Origin of the sequence: Nakamurella sp. A5-74, assembly GCF_040438885.1 — a bacterium.
GTDB lineage: Bacteria > Actinomycetota > Actinomycetes > Mycobacteriales > Nakamurellaceae > Nakamurella.
The window spans coordinates 3,462,114-3,481,987 of record NZ_CP159218.1 but is presented as its reverse complement, the minus strand read 5'-3'; the positions used below and the strand labels follow the sequence as shown (position 1 = coordinate 3,481,987).

The 19,874-nt window shown below is 69.7% G+C and carries 15 protein-coding genes; 7 read left to right on the top strand and 8 right to left on the bottom strand.

Going from position 1 to position 19,874, the window contains the following annotated elements; translation table 11 throughout:
• Positions 1–16: 16 nt before the first annotated feature.
• The 3 genes from ABLG96_RS15945 to ABLG96_RS15935 all read right to left on the bottom strand — a co-directional run bounded on the left by ABLG96_RS15945 (position 17) and on the right by ABLG96_RS15935 (position 3,790).
• Positions 17–1,675 carry a phospho-sugar mutase gene (locus tag ABLG96_RS15945; protein WP_353648323.1) on the bottom strand — a complete coding sequence of 553 codons (1,659 nt, stop codon included), beginning with the start codon at positions 1,673–1,675 and terminating at the stop codon, positions 17–19.
• A complete protein-coding gene (locus tag ABLG96_RS15940; protein ID WP_353648322.1) occupies positions 1,672–2,511 on the bottom strand; it encodes a purine-nucleoside phosphorylase in 840 nt (279 codons plus the stop codon). Before ABLG96_RS15940 ends, ABLG96_RS15945 begins: the two co-directional genes overlap by 4 nt.
• Positions 2,512–2,599: 88 nt before the next feature.
• Entirely contained in the window at positions 2,600–3,790 is a 1,191-nt protein-coding gene (locus tag ABLG96_RS15935) for a serine/threonine-protein kinase (RefSeq protein ID WP_353648321.1), read from the bottom strand.
• A 242-nt stretch (positions 3,791–4,032) separates the two neighbouring features.
• Between ABLG96_RS15935 and ABLG96_RS15930 the strand changes: the two genes are divergently transcribed.
• Genes ABLG96_RS15930 through ABLG96_RS15900 form a run of 7 tightly spaced genes read left to right on the top strand, consistent with a single transcriptional unit; the run spans position 4,033 to position 12,008 of the window.
• Complete coding sequence (locus ABLG96_RS15930; RefSeq protein ID WP_353651543.1) at positions 4,033–4,119, top strand: potassium-transporting ATPase subunit F; 87 nt, start codon at positions 4,033–4,035, stop codon at positions 4,117–4,119.
• A complete protein-coding gene (gene kdpA, locus ABLG96_RS15925; protein ID WP_353648320.1) occupies positions 4,116–5,777 on the top strand; it encodes a potassium-transporting ATPase subunit KdpA in 1,662 nt (553 codons plus the stop codon). The genes ABLG96_RS15930 and kdpA overlap by 4 nt, the downstream gene beginning before the upstream one ends.
• Positions 5,774–7,888 (top strand): potassium-transporting ATPase subunit KdpB, encoded by a 2,115-nt coding sequence (gene kdpB, locus ABLG96_RS15920; protein ID WP_353648319.1) that lies wholly within the window; start codon positions 5,774–5,776, stop codon positions 7,886–7,888. The genes kdpA and kdpB overlap by 4 nt, the downstream gene beginning before the upstream one ends.
• Positions 7,889–7,893: 5 nt before the next feature.
• Positions 7,894–8,574 carry a potassium-transporting ATPase subunit KdpC gene (gene kdpC, locus ABLG96_RS15915; RefSeq protein ID WP_353648318.1) on the top strand — a complete coding sequence of 227 codons (681 nt, stop codon included), beginning with the start codon at positions 7,894–7,896 and terminating at the stop codon, positions 8,572–8,574.
• A 56-nt stretch (positions 8,575–8,630) separates the two neighbouring features.
• Entirely contained in the window at positions 8,631–11,156 is a 2,526-nt protein-coding gene (locus ABLG96_RS15910; protein ID WP_353648317.1) for a DUF4118 domain-containing protein, read from the top strand.
• Positions 11,156–11,863: a response regulator gene (locus tag ABLG96_RS15905; RefSeq protein WP_353648316.1), complete on the top strand. Its 708-nt coding sequence runs from the start codon at positions 11,156–11,158 to the stop codon at positions 11,861–11,863. Before ABLG96_RS15910 ends, ABLG96_RS15905 begins: the two co-directional genes overlap by 1 nt.
• Positions 11,796–12,008: an SDR family oxidoreductase gene (locus ABLG96_RS15900; RefSeq protein ID WP_353651542.1), complete on the top strand. Its 213-nt coding sequence runs from the start codon at positions 11,796–11,798 to the stop codon at positions 12,006–12,008. The genes ABLG96_RS15905 and ABLG96_RS15900 overlap by 68 nt, the downstream gene beginning before the upstream one ends.
• Before the next feature lie 269 nt (positions 12,009–12,277).
• Here ABLG96_RS15900 and ABLG96_RS15895 read toward each other — a convergent pair whose 3' ends face one another.
• The 5 genes from ABLG96_RS15895 to ABLG96_RS15875 all read right to left on the bottom strand — a co-directional run bounded on the left by ABLG96_RS15895 (position 12,278) and on the right by ABLG96_RS15875 (position 19,663).
• The gene (locus tag ABLG96_RS15895) at positions 12,278–12,844 is read right to left on the bottom strand and encodes a GNAT family protein (protein WP_353648315.1); all 567 of its coding nucleotides are present in this window, start codon (positions 12,842–12,844) and stop codon (positions 12,278–12,280) included.
• Complete coding sequence (gene meaB, locus ABLG96_RS15890; RefSeq protein ID WP_353648314.1) at positions 12,837–13,862, bottom strand: methylmalonyl Co-A mutase-associated GTPase MeaB; 1,026 nt, start codon at positions 13,860–13,862, stop codon at positions 12,837–12,839. Before meaB ends, ABLG96_RS15895 begins: the two co-directional genes overlap by 8 nt.
• The gene (scpA, locus tag ABLG96_RS15885) at positions 13,862–16,078 is read right to left on the bottom strand and encodes a methylmalonyl-CoA mutase (RefSeq protein ID WP_353648313.1); all 2,217 of its coding nucleotides are present in this window, start codon (positions 16,076–16,078) and stop codon (positions 13,862–13,864) included. Before scpA ends, meaB begins: the two co-directional genes overlap by 1 nt.
• Positions 16,075–18,033 (bottom strand): methylmalonyl-CoA mutase family protein, encoded by a 1,959-nt coding sequence (locus ABLG96_RS15880; protein ID WP_353648312.1) that lies wholly within the window; start codon positions 18,031–18,033, stop codon positions 16,075–16,077. Before ABLG96_RS15880 ends, scpA begins: the two co-directional genes overlap by 4 nt.
• Before the next feature lie 151 nt (positions 18,034–18,184).
• Positions 18,185–19,663 (bottom strand): glutamate--cysteine ligase, encoded by a 1,479-nt coding sequence (locus ABLG96_RS15875; RefSeq protein ID WP_353648311.1) that lies wholly within the window; start codon positions 19,661–19,663, stop codon positions 18,185–18,187.
• Between the last annotated feature and the right edge of the window lie 211 nt (positions 19,664–19,874).

The following is a 19,874-nucleotide window of genomic DNA, read 5'->3' as shown; positions in this document are numbered from 1 at the left end:
GCTGAACCGGGGCCGTCTAGAGGCCGAGCACGCCCGCCACCTCGCCGCGGAGCCGAGCGATCAGCTCGGCTCCGCGGCGGTGTGCTCCGGGCAGATCACCCTCGACCGGGACCACCACCTGCAGGTAGGCCTTGAGTTTCGGCTCGGTCCCCGACGGCCGCACCACCACCCGAACGCCGTTGCCCCGCAACACGATCGCGTCGGTGCGCGGCATCACGTCGGTGGCCGACACGCTCGTGTCCAGCAGGGTGTCCGGCGGCGCAGCGCGCAGCCCGGTCATCACGTCACCGATGAGCTGCAGGTCTTGCACCCGCACCGAGAGCTGATCGGTGACGTGCAGCCCGTGCTGCACGGCCAGCTCGTCGAGGGCATCGAACACCGTGCGGCCCTGTGCTTTGAGGTCGGCCGCCATCACCGCGGCCACCGCAGCAGCGCTGATCCCGTCCTTGTCGCGGACGTGATCAGGGTCGACGCACAGCCCCAGGGCCTCCTCGTAGCCGAACACCAACCCGGTGCCCTGACCGTCACCGGCCCGGACGATCCACTTGAACCCGGTGAGGGTCTCGTCGTACCGGGCGCCGTGCGCCGCCGCGACGGCGCCCAGCAGCGAGGACGAGACGATGGTGGTGGCGACCAGTGGATCCGGGTGGGCGGCGCGGTCGAGACCAGCCAGCACATGGTCGCCCAGCAGGACGCCGGTCTCGTCCCCCCGCAGCATCCGCATGCTCCCGTCCGCCGACCGAGCGCCGATGGCGCACCGGTCGGCGTCCGGGTCGTTGGCGATGGCCAGATCGGCGCCGAGCTCATCCGCCAGCGCCAGCAGCGCGTCGGTGGCGCCGGGCTCCTCCGGGTTCGGGAACGTGACGGTGGGGAAGTCAGGATCGGGATCCTGCTGCGAGGCCACAGCGGTGACATCGGTGAACCCATTGTCCTGCAACACGTCCAGCAGGAGCTGGCCACCCACCCCGTGCATCGCGGTGGTGACGAGGCGCAGCTCGCGGTGTCCGGCCGGCACCAGCGCAGCGATCGACGCGCGGTAGGCATCGACGAGGTCGTCCGGCCAGGGCGAGGGGTTGCCGTCGGTTTTGACGGCGCCCGCTGCCGGAGCAGCCGCGATGGCCGCTTCGATGGCTGCGTCGGTCGGCGAGACCAGCTGCGCCCCGGCCTGCAGATAGACCTTGAGTCCGTTGTCGCGGGGAGGATTGTGCGAGGCCGTCACCTGCAGCCCGGCGGCCGCCTGCAGGTGACGGACCGCGAACGCGGTGACCGGAGTGGGAACCGGACCGGGCGACAGGACGACGTCGAAACCCGCTGCCGACAACACGTTCGCCGCATCCTCGGCGAACTCGCGGGAGCGGTGCCGGGCGTCGTGACCGACCACCACGGACTGCCGGGTACCGCCGTTCGCACGCAGGTGGGCAGCGATCCCGGCCGCCGCGCGACGCATCACCACCAGGTTCATCCCGGATGGTCCGGCGCGCAGCGGTCCGCGCAGTCCGGCGGTGCCGAAGCCGAGCGGTCCACTCATCCGATCCTCGAGCTCGGCGATCGCGGATGCGTTCCCGCTCGACGCCGCCGTGAGGATCTGCTGGAGTTCGTCTCGATCGGCCGGGCACACGTCGGCCGAGATCCAGTCGGTGGCAGCTTGCCGGACCTGCTCGTCCAACGCGCTCATGATCGCGAGATCAGCTCGGCCAGCAGCGCGCCCATCCGGTTGGCGGCGCCGCGTCCGGCCTCCAGTACCTCGGCATGATCGAGCGGTTCACCCGTGATCCCGGCTGCCAGGTTCGTCACCAGGGACAGGCCGAACACCTCGGCGCCGGCCTCCCGGACGGCGATCGCCTCGAGCGCCGTCGACATGCCGACCAGGTCGGCTCCGAACGTGCGGTACATCCGGATCTCGGCAGGGGTCTCGTAGTGCGGGCCGGGCAGTTGCAGATAGACGCCCTCCTCGAGGGTGGGATCGATCTCGCGCGCCAGCTTCCGCAGCCGGGGCGAGTACAGATCCGTGAGGTCCACGAAGTTCGGACCGATGATCGGTGAGGTCGCGGTGCCGTTGAGGTGGTCGCTGATCAGAATCGGCTGACCGACGCTCATCCCCTCCCGTAGACCGCCCGCAGCATTGGTCAGGATGACAGTCCCGGCGCCGGCCGCGACGGCTGTCCGCACGCCGTGTACCACTGGCGTGACTCCGCGACCCTCGTAGAAGTGCGTGCGCCCCAACAGGACCAGCACCTGTTTGTCGCCGACCGACACCGACAGGACGCGTCCGGCATGCCCGGCGACCACCGGCGCGGAGAAGCCGGGAAGATCGGCCATGCTGACGTCGGCGGTCGGGGTGCCGAGCGCTTCGGCAGCAGGGACCCAGCCCGAACCCAACACCAGAGCGACATCGTGGTGCAGCACACCGGTTGCCCGGGCGAGGGCGGCTGCCGCCGTGTCGGCAGCGGCCCGGGCTGCGGCCGCAGCCTCGGCGGGATCGAAGGCGGGAGTGAAGGAAGTGTCATCCATCAGGCGCCGTCCACGGCATCGTTGCTCATGACGCCGACCTTAGGTGCTCGGCGCAGGCTGGGCCATCAGGGCGCCCGGCCACCACTGCTCAGCCGAGCGAGTCCCCCAGATCCCAGAGCAGGTGGACACCGAACCAGGCCATCGCGGCGACCACCAGCGCCAGCGCCACCGCTGCAGGGATCAGCCAGCGCGGCCGGCCCTGCGGCTGCCCACTGGGGGCAGGCAACGGGGCCAGGGCCGGGAGCGGATTCCCGCTGGTGGCCCAGGGCGGAGGCGGCTGGGCCACCGGCGTGCGCTGCACCGGTCGCCGGGTGCCGTTGGTCAGCGTCGCCGAGGCAGGGGCGATGGCATGGGCAGCCTTGACCCCGCTGCGCCCGTCGTTGGGGTGACCGTTGTTGATGTGACCGTCGTTGGGGTGACCGTTGTCGGGGTGACCGTCGTCGGTGTGACTGCGGGAGATCTCGGTGAGCAGTTGTCCTGCGTCCCGGACGTTCATCCGGCGCTCCGGATCCTTCTGCAGCAGGGCATCGATCACCGGTCCGAGAGGCCCCGAGCGCGGATGCGGCGGGACCGGGTCCGAGACCACCGAGGTCAACGTGGGGATCGGGTCACCCTTGTCGAAGGGCGGTCGCCCCTCGACGCAGGCGAACAGCAGCCCGCCCAGCCCCCAGGCATCCGACAGAGGTGTCGCGGGAGACCCGCCGGCGACCTCCGGTGAGATGTAGGCGGGGGAGCCCATCAGCAGCCCGGTGGACGTCATCGTGTCGTCGTCGATGGCTCTGGCGATGCCGAAGTCGGTCAGCTTCACCCGGCCGGCATCCTCGACCAACACGTTGCCCGGCTTGACATCCCGGTGGGTGATGCCCGCGCGGTGGGATTCGACCAGGGCAGCCGCGACGGCGGCTCCGATCCGGGCTGTCCGTCCGGGGCTGAGAGTCCTCTCGTCCCTGATCACCTGCGACAGCGGCCGTGCCTGCAGCAGCTCCATCACGATGTAGGGCCGGTCGGCGACGACGATGATGTCGTACAACGTGATCACGTGCGGGTGCGAGAGCGCACCGATGGCCCGCGCCTCCCGCAGTGTGCGATCGGTCAGCGCGCGGATCTCGTGCTCGGGCATGCCCGGCGGCATGTTGATCTCCTTGATGGCCACCCGCCGGTGCACGACCTCGTCCCAGGCCCGCCAGACCGTCCCCATCGACCCGCTGCCGATCACCTCGTCCAGCCGGTAGCGGGCCGCGAGCACGCGGGCGTCGCGGGGCGGCAGGGCTGGGGTCACCCGCTCATTGTGCCCCGGTGGGTTGTCGAGTGGGCGGGTGCGCGCCGATCGCCTCGCCCCGGCCCACATCAAGGACGCGTCAAGATTCCGCCGCCGACCGTCAAGGGTGCGTCCGGACTGCCGCAGTCGATCGGGGAGCGGACCTAGCGTCTGCCTGGTCGATCTCCTCCGATCGACATCGGTTTCGACATCGGTTTCGACATCCGTTTCGAAATCGACCCGGCTCGACCTGGAAGGCATTGATGATGACGGCAGTCGCGGGAATCCTGGGGATCCTGCTGCTCGGCTACCTGGTCGCTGCGTTGATCGTCCCGGAGCGGCTCGGATGAGCGGCGCACCGGCCACCGCGGCGTCGATCGCGGCGCTGGTGATCCTGTTGGCGATCGCACACCGACCACTCGGCGGGTACATCGCCAGGACCCTCACCTCGGATCGTGATCTGCTTCTCGAGCGCGCGTTCTACCGACTGGTCCGCATCGACGCGCGGGCTGATCAGCGCTGGGGGACGTATCTCGTTGCGGTACTGGGCTTCTCGGTCGTGTCGATCGGCCTGCTGTGGCTGATCGTCTCCGTCCAGGGGGTGCTGCCGAAGTCGCTCGGGTTCAGCGGGATGGGTGCCGATCAGGGCTTGAACACTGCGGTCTCGTTCGTCACCAACACGAATTGGCAGTCGTACTCCGGCGAACAGACGCTCGGCATGACCGCTCAGACCGCCGGGCTGACCGTGCAGAACTTCCTGTCGGCCGCTGTCGGCATCGCCGTGACGGCCGCGTTCATCCGCGGCTTCATCCGCAAGAACACCGACCGGCTCGGCAACTTCTGGGTCGATCTCACCCGGATCACCGTGCGCGTCCTGCTGCCGATCAGCGTGATCGGCGCGATCGTGCTGATCGCGGCCGGGGTGATCCAGAACCTCGCCGATCCGATCACCATCAGCACCCTCGGCGGCGGGCAGCAGACCATCCCCGGCGGGCTGGTCGCCTCGCAGGAGGTGATCAAGGAACTGGGGACCAACGGTGGCGGCTATTTCAACGCCAACTCCGCCCATCCTTTCGAGAACCCCAACGCCTTCACCAACCTGTTCCAGATCTTCCTGATCCTGCTCGTGCCCACCGCGCTGACCCGCACCTTCGGCATCATGGTCGGCTCTGTTCGGCAGGGCTACGCGATCCTCGCGGTGATGACGGCGCTGTTCGCGATCTCGTTGACCGTCACGCTGCTCACCGAGAACGCGCACCCCGGCATGGCCATGCAGGCGGCCGGCGCTGCGATGGAGGGTCGTGAGGTGCGCAACGGTATCCCCGGTTCCTCGCTGTTCGCGGTGGCCACCACCCTGACCTCCACCGGCGCAGTCGATTCCATGCACTCCAGCTTCTCCGGGCTCGGCGGCGGCGCACTGCTGCTCAACATGTTGCTGGGTGAGATCGCCCCCGGCGGCGTCGGTTCCGGGATCTACGGAATGTTGGTGCTCGCGGTGATCACCGTCTTCGTGGCCGGGCTGATGGTCGGCCGCACACCAGCTTTCCTGGGCAAGCAGATCGGCGCCCGGGAGATGAAGTACGCCGCCGGCTACATCCTGGTGACGCCTGCACTGGTGCTGCTGGGTACCGGCGCCGCCCTGCTCTGGCCGGGGGCCAAGGACTCGGTGCTCAACCCGGGCCCGCACGGCCTCACCGAGATCCTGTACGCCACCGGATCAGCGGCCAACAACAACGGTTCCGCGTTCGCCGGCCTGTCGGCGAACACCCCGTTCTGGAACGTCACGCTGGCGATCCTGATGTTCGTGGGCAGATTTGCTTGCATCGCCCTCGCACTCGGCCTGGCGGGATCGGTTGCCAGACAGGGCATCAAGCCCGTCGACGCCGGGACACTGCCGACCCACCGGCCGTTGTTCGCCGGCATGTTGTTCGGCGTGGTCATCCTCGTCACCGCACTCACCTACCTGCCCGCGCTCGCACTCGGGCCGATCGCCGAAGGACTGTCATGACCGCCCCCGTCACCGACCGGGACGGTGCACACGCCGCTGCCCGGCCCGCCGCATCACCGGCCGTCACCACTGATGCTCCGAACCACAGGATCGCACCGACCTCGGTGTTCCGTCCGCGCTCCCTGCTCGCGGCCCTGCCGACGGCCCTGCGCTACCTCGATCCACGGCACATGGTGCGGATCCCGGTGATGTTCGTGGTGCTCGTCGGTGCCGTGCTGTGCACCGTGCTCTGCTTCACCGAGCCGAGCCTGTTCGTGGTGCTGGCCACCGGGTGGCTGTGGTTGACGGTGTTGTTCGCCAACCTGGCCGATGCCGTGGCCGAGGGTCGCGGGAAGGCCCAGGCAGCATCGCTCCGCGCCGGTCGGGACACCCTGGCTGCTCGGCTGCTCGCCGCGGACGGGACCGAGGGCTCCGTCGCTGCGGCCGATCTGAAGATCGGCGACCGCGTCGTCTGCGAGGCAGGGGACATCGTGCCGGGTGACGGCGACATCATCGAAGGTGTTGCCAGCGTTGATGAATCGGCGATCACCGGTGAGTCCGCGCCGGTGGTGCGGGAATCCGGTGGCGACCGGTCGTCGGTCACCGGCGGAACCAGGGTGCTCTCCGACCGGGTGGTCATCCAGATCACCACCAAGCCCGGCGAATCGTTCGTCGACCGGATGATCGCGCTGGTCGAGGGATCGCAGCGGCAGAAGACCCCCAACGAGATCGCGCTCAACATCCTGCTGGCCTCGCTGACCATCGTGTTCCTGTTGGTGGTCATGGCATTGCAACCGATGGCCGCGTTCTCCGGGACGGATCAGTCGGTGGTGGTTCTCGTCTGTCTGCTGGTCTGCCTGATCCCCACCACGATCGGTGCGCTGGTGTCCTCGATCGGCGTCGCCGGGATGGACAGGTTGGTGCAACACAACGTGCTCGCCATGAGCGGCAAGGCCGTCGAGGCGGCGGGTGACGTCTCGACGCTGCTGATGGACAAGACCGGCACCATCACCTTCGGCAACCGGCAGGCCGCCAGACTCATCGCCGCACCCGGCGTCGACGACCAGCATCTCGCGGAGGCCGCGGCCGCCGCTTCGCTGGCGGACGAGACCCCGGAGGGCAAGTCGCTGCTGGAGCTGTGTGCCCGCTCCGGTGCCGACCCGGACGTGCAGCGGGAGCGGACCAGCGGCGGCGTGATCGTCGAGTTCTCGGCCCGCACCAGGATGAGCGGTGTCGACCTCGGTGGCGGCCGGTTCCTGCGCAAGGGCGCTGTCAGCGCGGTGACCGCGTGGCTCGCCGAGCGGGGCGTCCGGGTGCCGGTCGAGCTGAGGACAGTGGCCGACGAGATCGCCTCCGACGGTGGTACCCCGCTGCTGGTCGCCGACGAGGGCGCCGCACTCGGGGTGGTGCACCTGAAGGACACCATCAAGCCGGGCATGACGCAGCGGTTCGCCGGCCTGCGAGCCATGGGCATCCGCACGGTGATGATCACCGGCGACTCGGAGCTCACCGCCCGCAGCATCGCCAGGGAGGCCGGCGTCGACGACTACCTCGCCGAGGCCACCCCCGAGGACAAGATGGCCTACATCCGCAAGGAGCAGTCGGGTGGGCGGATCGTCGCGATGACGGGCGACGGCACGAACGACGCACCCGCGCTGGCGCAGGCGGACGTCGGGGTGGCGATGAACACCGGGACGGCCGCGGCCAAGGAGGCCGGCAACATGGTCGACCTGGACTCCGACCCCACCAAGCTGATCGAGATCGTCGAGATCGGCAAGCAGTTGCTGATCACCCGCGGCGCGCTCACCACGTTCTCGCTCGCCAACGACGTGGCCAAGTACTTCGCCATCCTGCCGGCCATGTTCATGACGGTGTTCCCCGGCCTTTCGGCGCTGAACGTCATGCGGCTGTCCACACCGCAGTCGGCGATCCTGTCGGCCGTCATCTTCAACGCCGTCATCATCGTTGCGTTGATCCCGCTGGCCATGCGTGGCGTCTCCTACCGCGCCACCTCGGCGGCGAAGTTGTTGTCCCGCAACCTGTTGATCTACGGCCTCGGCGGCGTCATCGTGCCGTTCATAGGCATCAAACTCATCGACCTGCTCGTCTCCCTGATCCCCGGAATCGGCTGAACACCATGACATCTGACACTCCGAACTCCTCGTCCGCGTCGTCCGCGGTACTCGCTTCTGAGTCGCACCCGCCGTCCGAGGTGGGGACGTCGAGCGTCACCGCGAGCACGGTGGTGCGGCAGTCGCTGATCGGCCTGCGACTGCTGCTGGCGATGACCGTGCTGCTCGGCGTGCTGTACCCGGCAGTGGTCTACGGCGTCGGTCGGCTGATGTCCGACCGGGCTGACGGATCCCTGGTCACTGATGCGTCCGGCCGTACCGTCGGCTCGTCGCTGATCGGCCAGTCGTTCACCGATCCGCAATGGTTCAGCGGGAGACCGTCCGCAGCAGGCAGTGACGGCTACGACGCGCTGTCCTCCGGCGGCTCCAACCTGGCGGCGGACAACGCCGAGCTGGCCGAGCTCATCGCCCAGCGCCGGACGGAGGTCGCGAGACTGAACGGTGTCCCGGAGTCGGCCGTGCCGGCCGACGCGATCACCGCATCCGCCAGCGGACTGGACCCCGACATCAGCCCGGCCTACGCCCGGCTGCAGGTGACCAGGGTCGCGGCCGTCCGCGGCCTGTCGCCGGCGAGCGTCGCAGCCCTGGTCGAGCAGCGCGTCGACGGGCGGATCCTGGGCTTCCTCGGCGACGAGCAGGTGAACGTGCTGGAGCTGAATCTGGCCCTGCAACGACTCAGGGGCTGACGGACGGCGGTGAGTCGGTGACGGCGGACGAGCGTGCGGCGGACGACACTGGGGAGATGACACCGACCCCGGGAGACGGTGCCACCGGCTCGAAGGTGGCCAGGGGCAGCCTGCGGGTCTACCTCGGCGCGGCGCCCGGTGTCGGCAAGACCGTCGCCATGCTCGAGGAGGGCCACCGACGGGCCGAACGGGGGACCGACGTCGTGATCGCCGTCGTCGAGGACCACGGTCGGACCTACACCCGGGATCGGGTCGGAGAGCTGCCGACGATCCCGCGCCGAACCGTCTCGCACCGCGGGGTGGCGCTCGACGAGATGGACACGGATGCGGTGCTGGCGCGGCGTCCCGAGGTGGCGCTGGTCGACGAGCTGGCCCACACCAACGCACCCGGCGGGCGGTACCGCCGGCGGTGGCAGGACGTCCAGGAGCTGCTGGCGGCCGGGATCGACGTGATCACCACCATCAACGTTCAGCACCTCGAGTCGCTGAACGACGCGGTCGTGCAGATCACCGGTGTGCCGCAACGGGAGACGGTGCCCGACGCGGTGGTGCGGGCGGCCGAGCAGATCGAGCTGGTCGACATGACTCCGCAGGCGCTGCGCCGCAGGATGGCGCACGGCCACGTCTACCCGGCGGAACGGGTCGACACCGCCCTGGCCCACTACTTCCGCGAGGGCAATCTGACGGCGCTGCGCGAACTCGCGCTGCTGTGGGTGGCCGACCAGGTCGACGACGGGCTCGCGACGTACCGCGAGCGGCACGGCATCACCTCCACCTGGGCTGCTCGGGAGCGCATCGTGGTGGCGCTGCCTGCGGGTGACGGTGGCGCAGCGCTGATCCGCCGCGGGGCCAGGATCGCCGGCCGGGCCAAGGGTCGCGACCTGGTGGCCGTGCACGTGCTGCGCTCCGACGGCTCCCTGGGTGCCAGTGCCAGCGAGATCGAACGGTTGCGCACGGTGGCTGAATCGGTGGACGGGACACTCCAGGTGGTGGTGGGTGAGGACGTGGCCGAGGCGGTGCTCGCCTACGCCCGCGGGGTCAACGGCACCCAGATCGTGGTGGGCGCGTCGGCGCGGCGCGGTGTTGCAAAGGTCCTGCGGCCCAGTACGTTCCGGGCGATCGTCGATGCGAGTGGGGACATCGACGTCCACGTGGTGACGCTCAGACCGGCACCGTCGGTACGCCGGCGCGGTCGGCTGCCGGTCCGCCGGACGATCGTCGCCTGGCTGGCCTCGGTGTGCGTCCCGGCGCTGTTGGCGGCCTCGCTGCTGGCCTTCCGGCAGTCGCTGGACCTGGCGTCGGTGCTGTTCGTGTTCCAGCTCGGGGTGCTGGTCACCTCGCTCATCGGCGGAGTGGTGCCGGCTGTCTTCACCGCGCTGTGGGCCGGCCTGCTGGCGAACTACCTCTTCACCGAACCGACCGGCTCGCTGACCATCACCTCCCCCGAGAATGCCTTCGCGCTGATGGTGTTCGTCGTCGTCGCAGCCGTGGTGGCTGCCCTGGTCGACCGCCTGCGGCGGCGGACCAGGGAGGCTGCGCTGCGTTCCGAGCAGGCCCAGCTGCTGGCGTCCATCGCGGTCGGCGGGGCCCGCGCCGACGACCCGGTGGCCACGATCCTGGAGCAGGTCAGGGTGGCGTTCGGGATGGCCTCGGCCGTCCTGCAACCGGCGGGGACACCGGCGCCGGAGGGCGCGACGACGGTCGACGCAGGGCACGGTGCGGAGCTGATGTTGAACGGTCGACCGTTGTCCGCCGACAACGCCACCTTCCTGGATGCCGTTGCGCGGCAGGTGGGAGCGGCCCGGCATCAGGTGATGCTGGCCGCCGAAGCGGCCCAGAACGATCGGCTGCGGCAGACCGACACCGTTCGCACGGCCCTGCTGACCGCTGTCTCGCACGACCTACGGACCCCGCTGGCCACCATCAGCGCGTCGGTCAGCAGCCTGCTCGACTCCTCGCTGCGGCTCCCGCCCGCCGACCGTCAGGAACTCACCGGATCGATCGCCGCTGCCGCCGGTCAACTGGACGACCTGATCGGGAACCTGCTGGATCTCTCCCGGTTGCAGACCGGGTCGATCGCTCCGCTGCTCCGGCCGTCGTCGGTCGACGAGATCATCGGTCGAGCGCTCGTCGGCCTGGACAGATCGCGGGTGCGGGACGAGGTTTCCGATGCGCTGCCGTTGATCGTCACCGATGCCGGCCTGCTGGAACGGGTGCTGGCGAACTTGGTGGCGAATGCGTTGCGGCACACGGACTCACAGGTGCGGATCGACGCCGGGGTGGTGGCCGCGCGGATGGAGATCCGGGTCGCCGACCACGGGCCGGGCGTCCCTGAGGAACAGCGGGACTCGATGTTCCACGCCTTCCAGCGGCTCGGCGACGTTCCGCGCGGCGCCGGCGTCGGCCTGGGGCTGGCGGTCGCCCGCGGTCTCACCGAAGCGGTCGGCGGCACCGTCGAGGCCGACGACACCCCTGGAGGTGGCCTGACCATGACGATCTCGATCCCGGTGCTCGGACCGGCGACGGCCCCGCAGATCGGTGGCGGTGCCGCTGACACCGTCGACGTCGCGGGGGAGGTGTGATGGCCGCCGACGAAGCAGCGGCGAGCGTGTTGGTGGTCGACGACGATGCGGCGTTGGCCCGCGCCCTGGCGATCAACCTGACGGCGCACGGGTATCGGGTGACGGTGGCCCAGACCGGACGGCAGGCGCTCATCGACGTCGCTCACGTCCATCCCGACGTGGTGGTCCTCGACCTGGGGCTACCGGATCTGGACGGACTCGAGGTGCTGGCCGGGATCCGCGGCTGGTCGACCGTCCCGGTGATCGTGTTGTCGGCGCGCGCGACGTCGGGGGAGAAGGTGCTGGCGCTGGACGCCGGCGCCGACGACTACGTCACCAAGCCGTTCGGGATGGACGAGCTGCTCGCGCGCATCCGGGTCGGGGTGCGCCGACAACGGGTGTCGGGCGACGCACCCGAGGGTGGGATCGTCGAGACCGCTGACTTCACCGTCGATCTCGGGGCCAAACGGGTGGTGCGGGGCGGGTCGCCGGTGCGGTTGACGCCGACCGAGTGGGAGCTGCTGGAGATGTTGATCCGGCACACCGGGAAGCTGGTGCCGCAGAAGGCATTGCTCGAGCGGGTGTGGGGCCCCGGGTACGAGAACGAGACCCACTACCTGCGGGTGTACCTCGCGCAACTGCGGCGCAAACTCGAACCCGATCCGGCACATCCTCGGTACCTGCACACCGAGGCGGGAATGGGGTACCGGTTCGAGAGCGGCAGCTGACCGTCGGGCTCCAGCACAAGTGCGGCTGGGCCGTGTGGGCGACGCCGAAGAGGCAGCGACGCTCGCGCTGTTCCTGCTCTCCGACGACGCGTCCTACATCACCGGCAGCAGCCACCTGGTCGACGGCGGGATGCTGAATCTCTGACCGCCGTCGGTGATCGGGCAGACCGATGGTGACCGAGCGAGGGACGAGCCGAGAGCCTGCGCCACTGATCGTGCGTTCCGAAACCAGAACCCGGGCCAGCTGGGGCGTGATGTCCAGATCCAGCACGGCCTCTGCGACGGTCTTGAGATCCGGCCCGCGCAGTACGGCCGCGGCTTTCGCCAAGGAGCCTGCCTGTGATCGGGCGTGGCCTGCGACGTGGTCGCGCGTGGTGGCGTACTGCGCTCGATTTCACCTACCACCTCGGCGGCTCACGGCAGGTACAGCAGGACGCCGCTCGGCCGCGGCGCCGGATCCGACCGCAGACGGCCATAGGTTGCCACGTCGAAGCGCTCGTCCCCGTAGCGCAGCTTGGCGCGCTCGGTGCCCTCCCGGACGAAGCCTGCGCGCAGCGCGATCACGCCCGAGGCCGGGTTGTTGAGGCGGTGGCCCAGCTCGAGCCGCTCGAGGCCGAGACCGGCCGGGTCGAGGGCCCAGTTCGTCAGTGCAGCAGCACTTCTGCCGATGTGACCGCGGCCCCGGACGTCACCCGAGGAGAAGTAGGAGACCCAACCGGTGCCGTGGCGGAACTCGACACCCGTCACAGCGATGTTGCCCACCGGGTCGCCGTCGAGATCCGGGCCGGGCACGATGGCAGCGTTCTTGCGAGTCGCGTCCCACCCCAACATCTTCTCCAGACAGGCATCCGCTTCTGCAAGCGATGTGACCGGCGACGGGTACTGGGTGCTGAGGTCGTCGCTCGCGGCGAAGATCGCCAGTAGCGCTGCCGCATCCGTGGTCTGCCACGGTCGCAGTACGATTGGGACCGGGTCAGTCAACGACGACAGTCGCATCAGAGCTGGTCTCTTGGGGGGCGGCTCCGTCGAACGCGGCCAGGATCTCGTCGGCCGCCTGCGCGGCGCCGAGAGATCCGCCGAGCACCGCCTGTCGGAGCGCGCCGCGATGCTCCCGGACAGCTGGGGAACGCTCCAACCGCTGCAGCAACTCCTCGCGCACCAGCGCCCAGGCCATGTCCCACTGCTGACGGGATCGCTTGCGGTGCAGGCCTTCTGCGCCGAGGTGCTCCGCGTGCCGCAGGCACATCTTCCAGACCTGCACGACGCCGTCGCCGGACAGTCCCGAGCAGGTCAGCACCGGCGTCACCCAGGCCGTTCCCTTGCCGTGCACCAGATGCAGCGCCCCGGTCAGCTCGCGGGCGGCGGCCGAGGCCTCGACGACCCGGTCTCCGTCAGCCTTGTTGATGGCCACCACGTCGGCGATCTCCAGCACGCCCTTCTTGATGCCCTGCAGCTGATCACCGGTGCGGGCCAGCCCGAGCAGCAGGAACGTGTCGACCATACCGGCGACGGCGATCTCGGACTGCCCGACGCCCACCGTCTCGACGAGGATCACGTCGTACCCGGCCGACTCCAGGATGGTGATCGCCTGGGCGGTCGCCCTCGTCACCCCGCCGAGCGTTCCTGCCGTCGGTGATGGCCGCACGTAGGCGGCGGGATCGGCGGTGAGCTGCGGCATCCGCGTGCGATCACCGAGGACCGAACCCCCGGTGCGCGCACTGGACGGGTCCACAGCGAGCACCCCCACCCGATGACCGGTGGAGGTGAGCAGCCGGCCCAGCGATTCGATGAACGTCGACTTGCCGACGCCGGGCACCCCGGAGATGCCCACCCTGGTCGCTGGCCGCTCCGGAGAAGGCAAGTGCTGCAACAGCTCCCGTGCGCGAGCCCGGTGGTCGATGCGGGTCGACTCGATGAGGGTGATGGCCCGGGAGATCGCCGAACGGCTCCCCGCGACCACCCCGTCGGTCAGCTCCTGCGTCGAGGCGGAGGCGAGCATCAGCTCGTGGGGTCCGGATGACCGAGCTGGGCGGCGAGGCGCCGCAACAGATCCAGCGCAGCATCGGCGATCACCGTGCCGGGACCGAACACGGCGGCGGCGCCCATCGTCAGCAGCTCTGGGACGTCCCCGGGAGGGATCACGCCGCCCACCACGATCATCGTCTCCGGCCGGCCGGCGACCGCAAGTGCATCCCGCAACGCCGGAACCAGCGTCAGGTGCCCGGCAGCGAGCGAGTTGACTCCCACAATGTGCACATCGGCGTCGACCGCCTGCTGCGCAACCTCTTCCGGGGTGGAGAACAGCGGACCGACGTCCACGTCGAAACCGAGATCGGCAAACGCGCTGACGATCACCTTCTGGCCGCGGTCGTGACCGTCCTGGCCCATCTTGGCGACCAGGATGCGAGGCCGACGTCCCTCGTCCTGTGCGAATCGCTCGGTCGCGGCGAGCACGGCGGCGACGTTCGGCGCGTCACCAGCTTCCTGTCGGTACACCCCCGAGATCGTACGGATCACGGCCGTGTGCCGGCCGTACGCCTTCTCCAGCGCATCCGAGATCTCACCGACCGTGGCGTGGGCGCGCGCGGCCTCGACGGCCAGCGCGAGCAGGTTGCCCTGCAGCTCGGGCCCCGGGTCGGTGCCGGCGGCAGCGGTCAGGGCGTCGAGCGCCGCCGTGACCGCTGCGGTGTCGCGTTCGGCGCGCAGCTTCTCCAGCTTGGCGATCTGCGAGGCGAGCACCGCCTTGTTGTCGACCTTGAGGAACTCGATCTGGCTGTCCGCAGACGCGTCCACCCGGTAGCAGTTGATCCCGACGACCGGCTGGGTGCCGGAGTCGATCCGGGCCTGGGTGCGCGCCGCTGCTTCCTCGATGCGCATCTTGGGGATGCCGGCCTCGATGGCCGCGGCCATCCCGCCCGCCTCCTCGACCTCGGTGATGTGCGCCCACGCCTTGGTCGCCAGGTCGTGGGTGAGCCGCTCGACGTACCAGGACCCACCCCAGGGGTCGATGATCGAGGTCGTCCCGGATTCCTGTTGCAGCAGCAGCTGGGTGTTGCGGGCGATCCGCGCGGAGAAATCCGTCGGCAACGCGACCGCCTCGTCCAGCGCATTCGTGTGCAGTGATTGGGTGTGTCCCTGCGTCGCCGCCATGGCTTCGATGCAGGTTCGGGCGACGTTGTTGAACATGTCCTGCGCGGTGAGCGACCAGCCCGAGGTCTGCGAATGTGTCCGCAGCGACAGGGATTTCGGACTCTTCGGGCCGAACTCGGCGACGATCCGGGTCCACAGCGCGCGGGCCGCCCGCATCTTGGCGACCTCGGTGAAGAAGTTCATCCCGATCGCCCAGAAGAAGCTCAACCGGGGCGCGAACGCGTCGATGTCCAGCCCGGCAGCGACGCCCGCACGAAGGTACTCGAGCCCGTCCGCCAGGGTGTATGCCATCTCCAGGTCGGCTGTCGCGCCGGCCTCCTGGATGTGGTAGCCGGAGATCGAGATGGAGTTGAACTTCGGCATCTTCGCCGCAGCGAAGGAGAAGATGTCCGAGATGATCCGCATGCTCGGTGCGGGCGGGTAGATGTAGGTGTTCCGGACCATGAACTCCTTGAGGATGTCGTTCTGGATGGTGCCGGCCAACTTCTCGGGCGACACCCCCTGCTCCTCGGCGGCCACGATGAACAGCGCCAGGATCGGCAGCACGGCGCCGTTCATCGTCATCGAGACGCTCATCGTGTCCAGCGGGATGTGGTCGAACAGCTGCCGCATGTCCAGGATCGAGTCGATGGCCACACCGGCCATCCCCACGTCGCCCGCGACCCGTGGGTGGTCGGAGTCGTAGCCGCGATGGGTGGCCAGGTCGAACGCGACGGACAGGCCCTTCTGGCCAGCCGCGAGGTTGCGCCGGTAGAAGGCATTCGACTCCGTGGCGGTGGAGAACCCGGCGTACTGCCGCACGGTCCACGGCTGGGTGGTGTACATCGTGGGATAGGGCCCGCGCAGGAAGGGTGGCAGGCCCGGGTATGTGTCCTGGGCGTCCAGGCCGGCGACGTCATCCGGGCCGTAGAGCCGCTTCAGGGTCAGCCCCTCCGGAGAGGTCCAGGTCCCCTCGGGCTCGGCAGCCTGCACCCGCGATTCGGCAGCTTCGGCAGCCGGGGATTCGCCGCGCAGCGGCAGGTCGGCGAACGAGGCCGGAACACCGGCTCGGGTGGTGGCGCTCATGCGGTATTCCCTTCCAGCGCGGTGCGGAGTGTCCGCCCCAGGGCGGGGATGTCGTCGCCGAACGCGATCGAGCCGTCGAGCGACCCGGTGAGAGCAGCGGGCGGCTTGCCGGCCAGCAGCACTGTGGTGGCGCCGGCAGCACGGAGCGCAGCAATGGTGTCGGTCCCCTGCTGGGCGTAGGCGTCGTCGGTGCCGACGAGCACCGCGACGGGCGTCGAGGCCTCGGTGAACCCGGCGACCACCGCGGCTGCATCCGTGGTGGGCCCGCCGAGCACCACACCGATCCCTACTGCCGCGAGGGCACTGGTGATGAAGCCGGCGCGGGTGGCGTGGGCGGCGACCGGCCCGAGCGTGGCCAGGAAAACCGGTGTAGCGCAGGGCTTGTCACGCAGGTCCTCGTACGCGGAGTGCCAGCTGACGCGGTCGTAGGGTTCACCCGCTGCCCGGGTCGGCAGCGTCTCCCCGATATGGGGGAACTCGCTGACCCCGGTCAGCGGCAGTTTCCGGGTCGCGATCAGTGCGTCCCGCTCCGCGCGCTCGGTTGTGGCTCGCTCACGGACCAGGGCGACGGCCGCTTCGGTGTCTGCGCCGCCGGCGGTTTCGAGCTGCTGGACGAAAGCCCAGGCCGCCTGGGCGAGCGCATCGGTCAGCTGCTCGACCGCGGCTGCACCACCCGCCGGGTCGGCCACCTCCGCGACCCGGGACTCACCGACCAACAGGTGCGAGACGTTGCGGGCGATGCGTCGGCCGAAGGCGTCGGGCAGCCCGAGCGCGGTGTCGAAGGGCAGCGTGGTCACCGCCTGCGCACCACCGACCCCGGCCGCGAACGTGGCCACCGTGCCGCGCAGCAGGTTGACCCAGGGGTCGTAACGGGAGGTCATCGGGCGGCTGGTGACCGCGTGCTGGTACTGCGGATGCCCGATCGGGTCGACTCCGGACAGCTCCAGCACCCGGGACCAGATGGCCCGTGCCGCACGGAGTTTCGCGATCTGTCCGAACTGGTCGTCGGTGACCGCATAGCGGAACGAGATCAGCCCTGCCGCCTCGGCCGGTGTCCGGCCCTGCCCCACGACGGACCGGAGGGTGGCGATCCCGGCGGCAATGCTCCACCCGATCTCGGTGACGTCGCCGCCGCCCAGCTCGTGGACCCGGGTGCCATCGATGGTCACCGCGCCCACGCCGAACTCGTGGGCCAGTGCGAGGACCTCGGGCAGGAACGAGTGATCCCCTTCGCCTGAGCCGGCGTGGCCGTCCAGCAGCGCACCCACCGGGTCGACTCCGAACGACGTCCCCGCGGCCGGCGCGACGCCCCGGTCCCGCAGGGCAGCCGAGAATGCCTGCGCCGCAGCAACTTCCGAGCCCGGTACCGGATCCAGCACCACCGCAGCGATGTCGAGCAGGACCGGCGCCAATGCGGCGGCGAGCGCGCTCGGGTCAGTACCGGCGCCGCCGACCCCGATGACCAGCGAAGTCGCCCCACCCTCCAACTCGGCCAGTGCGGTTGCGGCCGCGAGCTCGGGGTCGGCGACGGTGACGAGGGAGCGGATGTCCCAGGACCCGACGCGGGGTGAGCGGCGTCCGGCGGGGAGGTCGTCGGCGACATCCGAGCTCCGTCCCAACGGCGGAACGAGGACACCGTCACCGGTGGTGCGGGCCAGGGTCTTGATCACCAGCGGCGCCAGCTCGTCGGCGGGAAGTTCGGACGAGTCGGCCGGAAGCCGCTTCGCCTTGCGCAGCACGCCGGCCGCGGCGTCGATCCACTGTGGGTAGCTGCCGGAGGTGACCGTGGGGGGCTCGAGCTCGACAGGAGTGCTGATCCGGGGCTCCGGCGGAGGTGGAGCTGCGCCTTCGAGGAGGACCGGGCCGGCGGGAAGCGCGCTGTCTTCGTCAAATGGAGCGCCGACAGCCGCGGAGTGGTCGGCTGATCCCGAGGACTGCGTCGTCCGTGTACTCATCGTCCGATGGTAGGCACTGGGCCGCCACATATTGAACTCCGCGCGACGTGAGGCCCCCCACCTCGGACCTGCCGGCAACTGGCAGGTCCCCGAGTGGCAGTTCGCCGAGTGACCGTTCGCCGAGTGACCGTTCGCCTCGAGGGAGGGCAGCTCACGGGATCTCCCAGGTGTGCACCGGATCCCCGGCATGCATGCCCTCGCAGTAGAGCTCCAGCATCTTGGCCAGTGCTGCGCGACGGTCCATCCCGCGACGTTCCAGTCCCGCTACCGCCTCGACCTGCCAGGAGGCCCCGTTGCGCTGCAGCCGGCAGCGGTCGGCGACGATGCCGAGGTACCGGTCACGCGCCTTGGTGGCGACGCCCCAGCGGGACAGGCCCTCGTCGGCCAACGGCAGCAGGTGCCGCAGGATCAGCTCGTCCCAGCGCACCTCGCCGAACCCCGGCCAGTAGAACAGGGCATCAACACCCCGCCGCGCGCCGGCGTCGAAGTTGGCCTTCGCGGCGTCGAACGACATCTTCGTCCACACCGGACGCTCGTCCTCCGAGAGCATGCGCAGCGCGCCGTAGTAGAAGGCTGCGTTGGCCATCACGTCGGCGACCGTGGGCCCGGCCGGCAGCACCCGGTTCTCCACCCGCAAGTGCGGTCGACCGTTGGCGACGTCGTACACCGGACGGTTCCAGCGGTAGACGGTGCCGTTGTGCAGCCGCAGTTCCTGCAGCTTGGGTGCGCCACCCGCGGCCAGCACGGCCTCAGGATCCTCGTCGGTGGTCTCGGGCAGCAGCGCGGGGAAGTACCGAACGTTCTCTTCGAACAGGTCGAAGATCGACGTGATCCAGCGTTCACCGAAGAACACCGGCGGCCGCACGCCCTGGTTGCGCAGCTCGGGCGAGCGGGTGTCGGTGGCCTGCAGGAACAGCTCGGTACGCGTCTCGGCCCACAGTTGCTTGCCGAACAGGAACGGCGAGTTGGCGCCCAGCGCGAGCTGCGGGCCGGCCAGCACCTGGGCGGCGTTCCAGTTCGGCGCGAAGTCGGCGGGGGAGACCTGCAGGTGCAACTGGACGGAAGTGCAGGCGGATTCCGGTGCGATGGTGCTGGCGAACACCCGCAGGCTGTCGGCGCCGGTGATGTCGAGCTCCAGGTCCTCCCGACGGGCGGCGAACACAGCCTCGTCCAATGCCTGGTAGCGCGGGTTCGCGCTCATCCACTCGACACCCTCGAGATGTTCCAGCTCCAGGGTCGGCAGGATGCCGATCATCACGATCCTGGTACCGGAGGCGTTGGCCCGCTCCTCCGCATGGTTCAGGGAGTTCTTGAGCAGTTCCTCGAGTTCCAGCGCCGATTCCCCCGGCAGGGGCCGCGGGGGGACGTTCAGCTCGATGTTGTACCGACCGAGCTCGGTCTGGAACGCCGGATCCTCGATGGCGTGCAACACTTCTGCGTTGCGCATGGCCGGCTGAAGGTGCTCGTCGACCAGGTTGAGCTCGATCTCCAGGCCGGTGAGCGGCTTGTCGAAATCGAAGTGGTGGTCCACCAGCATGCGCTCGAACACGTCGAGGCAGGTGCGCACCTTCTCCCGATAGCGCTGGCGTTGTTCACGGGTGAACTGACCACTGCTGATGTCATCTCCCACTGCGGACTCCCGCCCTTCGGTTGTCGGGTCGCACGGTTCTCGGTCGGCACGGTTGCCGGTCAGCACGGTTCGGGTCGGCACGGTTGTCGGGTCGGCACGGTTGTCGGGTCGGCACGGTTGTCGGGTCGGCACGGTTGTCGGGTCGGCACGGTTCTCGGTAAGCACGGTTGTCGGACGGCACAACTCTCACCGGTGAGGCTCCACCGGAGCG

Coding starts and splice junctions, on each gene's coding strand:
- kdpA (WP_353648320.1), top strand. CDS start 4,116: ATGAGCGGCGCACCGGCCACCGCGGCGTCGATCGCGGCGCTGGTGATC.
- kdpB (WP_353648319.1), top strand. CDS start 5,774: ATGACCGCCCCCGTCACCGACCGGGACGGTGCACACGCCGCTGCCCGG.
- kdpC (WP_353648318.1), top strand. CDS start 7,894: ATGACATCTGACACTCCGAACTCCTCGTCCGCGTCGTCCGCGGTACTC.
- meaB (WP_353648314.1), bottom strand. CDS start 13,862: ATGCTCGCCTCCGCCTCGACGCAGGAGCTGACCGACGGGGTGGTCGCG.
- scpA (WP_353648313.1), bottom strand. CDS start 16,078: ATGAGCGCCACCACCCGAGCCGGTGTTCCGGCCTCGTTCGCCGACCTG.
- ABLG96_RS15880 (WP_353648312.1), bottom strand. CDS start 18,033: ATGAGTACACGGACGACGCAGTCCTCGGGATCAGCCGACCACTCCGCG.
- ABLG96_RS15930 (WP_353651543.1), top strand. CDS start 4,033: ATGATGACGGCAGTCGCGGGAATCCTGGGGATCCTGCTGCTCGGCTAC.
- ABLG96_RS15910 (WP_353648317.1), top strand. CDS start 8,631: ATGACACCGACCCCGGGAGACGGTGCCACCGGCTCGAAGGTGGCCAGG.
- ABLG96_RS15905 (WP_353648316.1), top strand. CDS start 11,156: ATGGCCGCCGACGAAGCAGCGGCGAGCGTGTTGGTGGTCGACGACGAT.
- ABLG96_RS15945 (WP_353648323.1), bottom strand. CDS start 1,675: ATGAGCGCGTTGGACGAGCAGGTCCGGCAAGCTGCCACCGACTGGATC.
- ABLG96_RS15940 (WP_353648322.1), bottom strand. CDS start 2,511: ATGGATGACACTTCCTTCACTCCCGCCTTCGATCCCGCCGAGGCTGCG.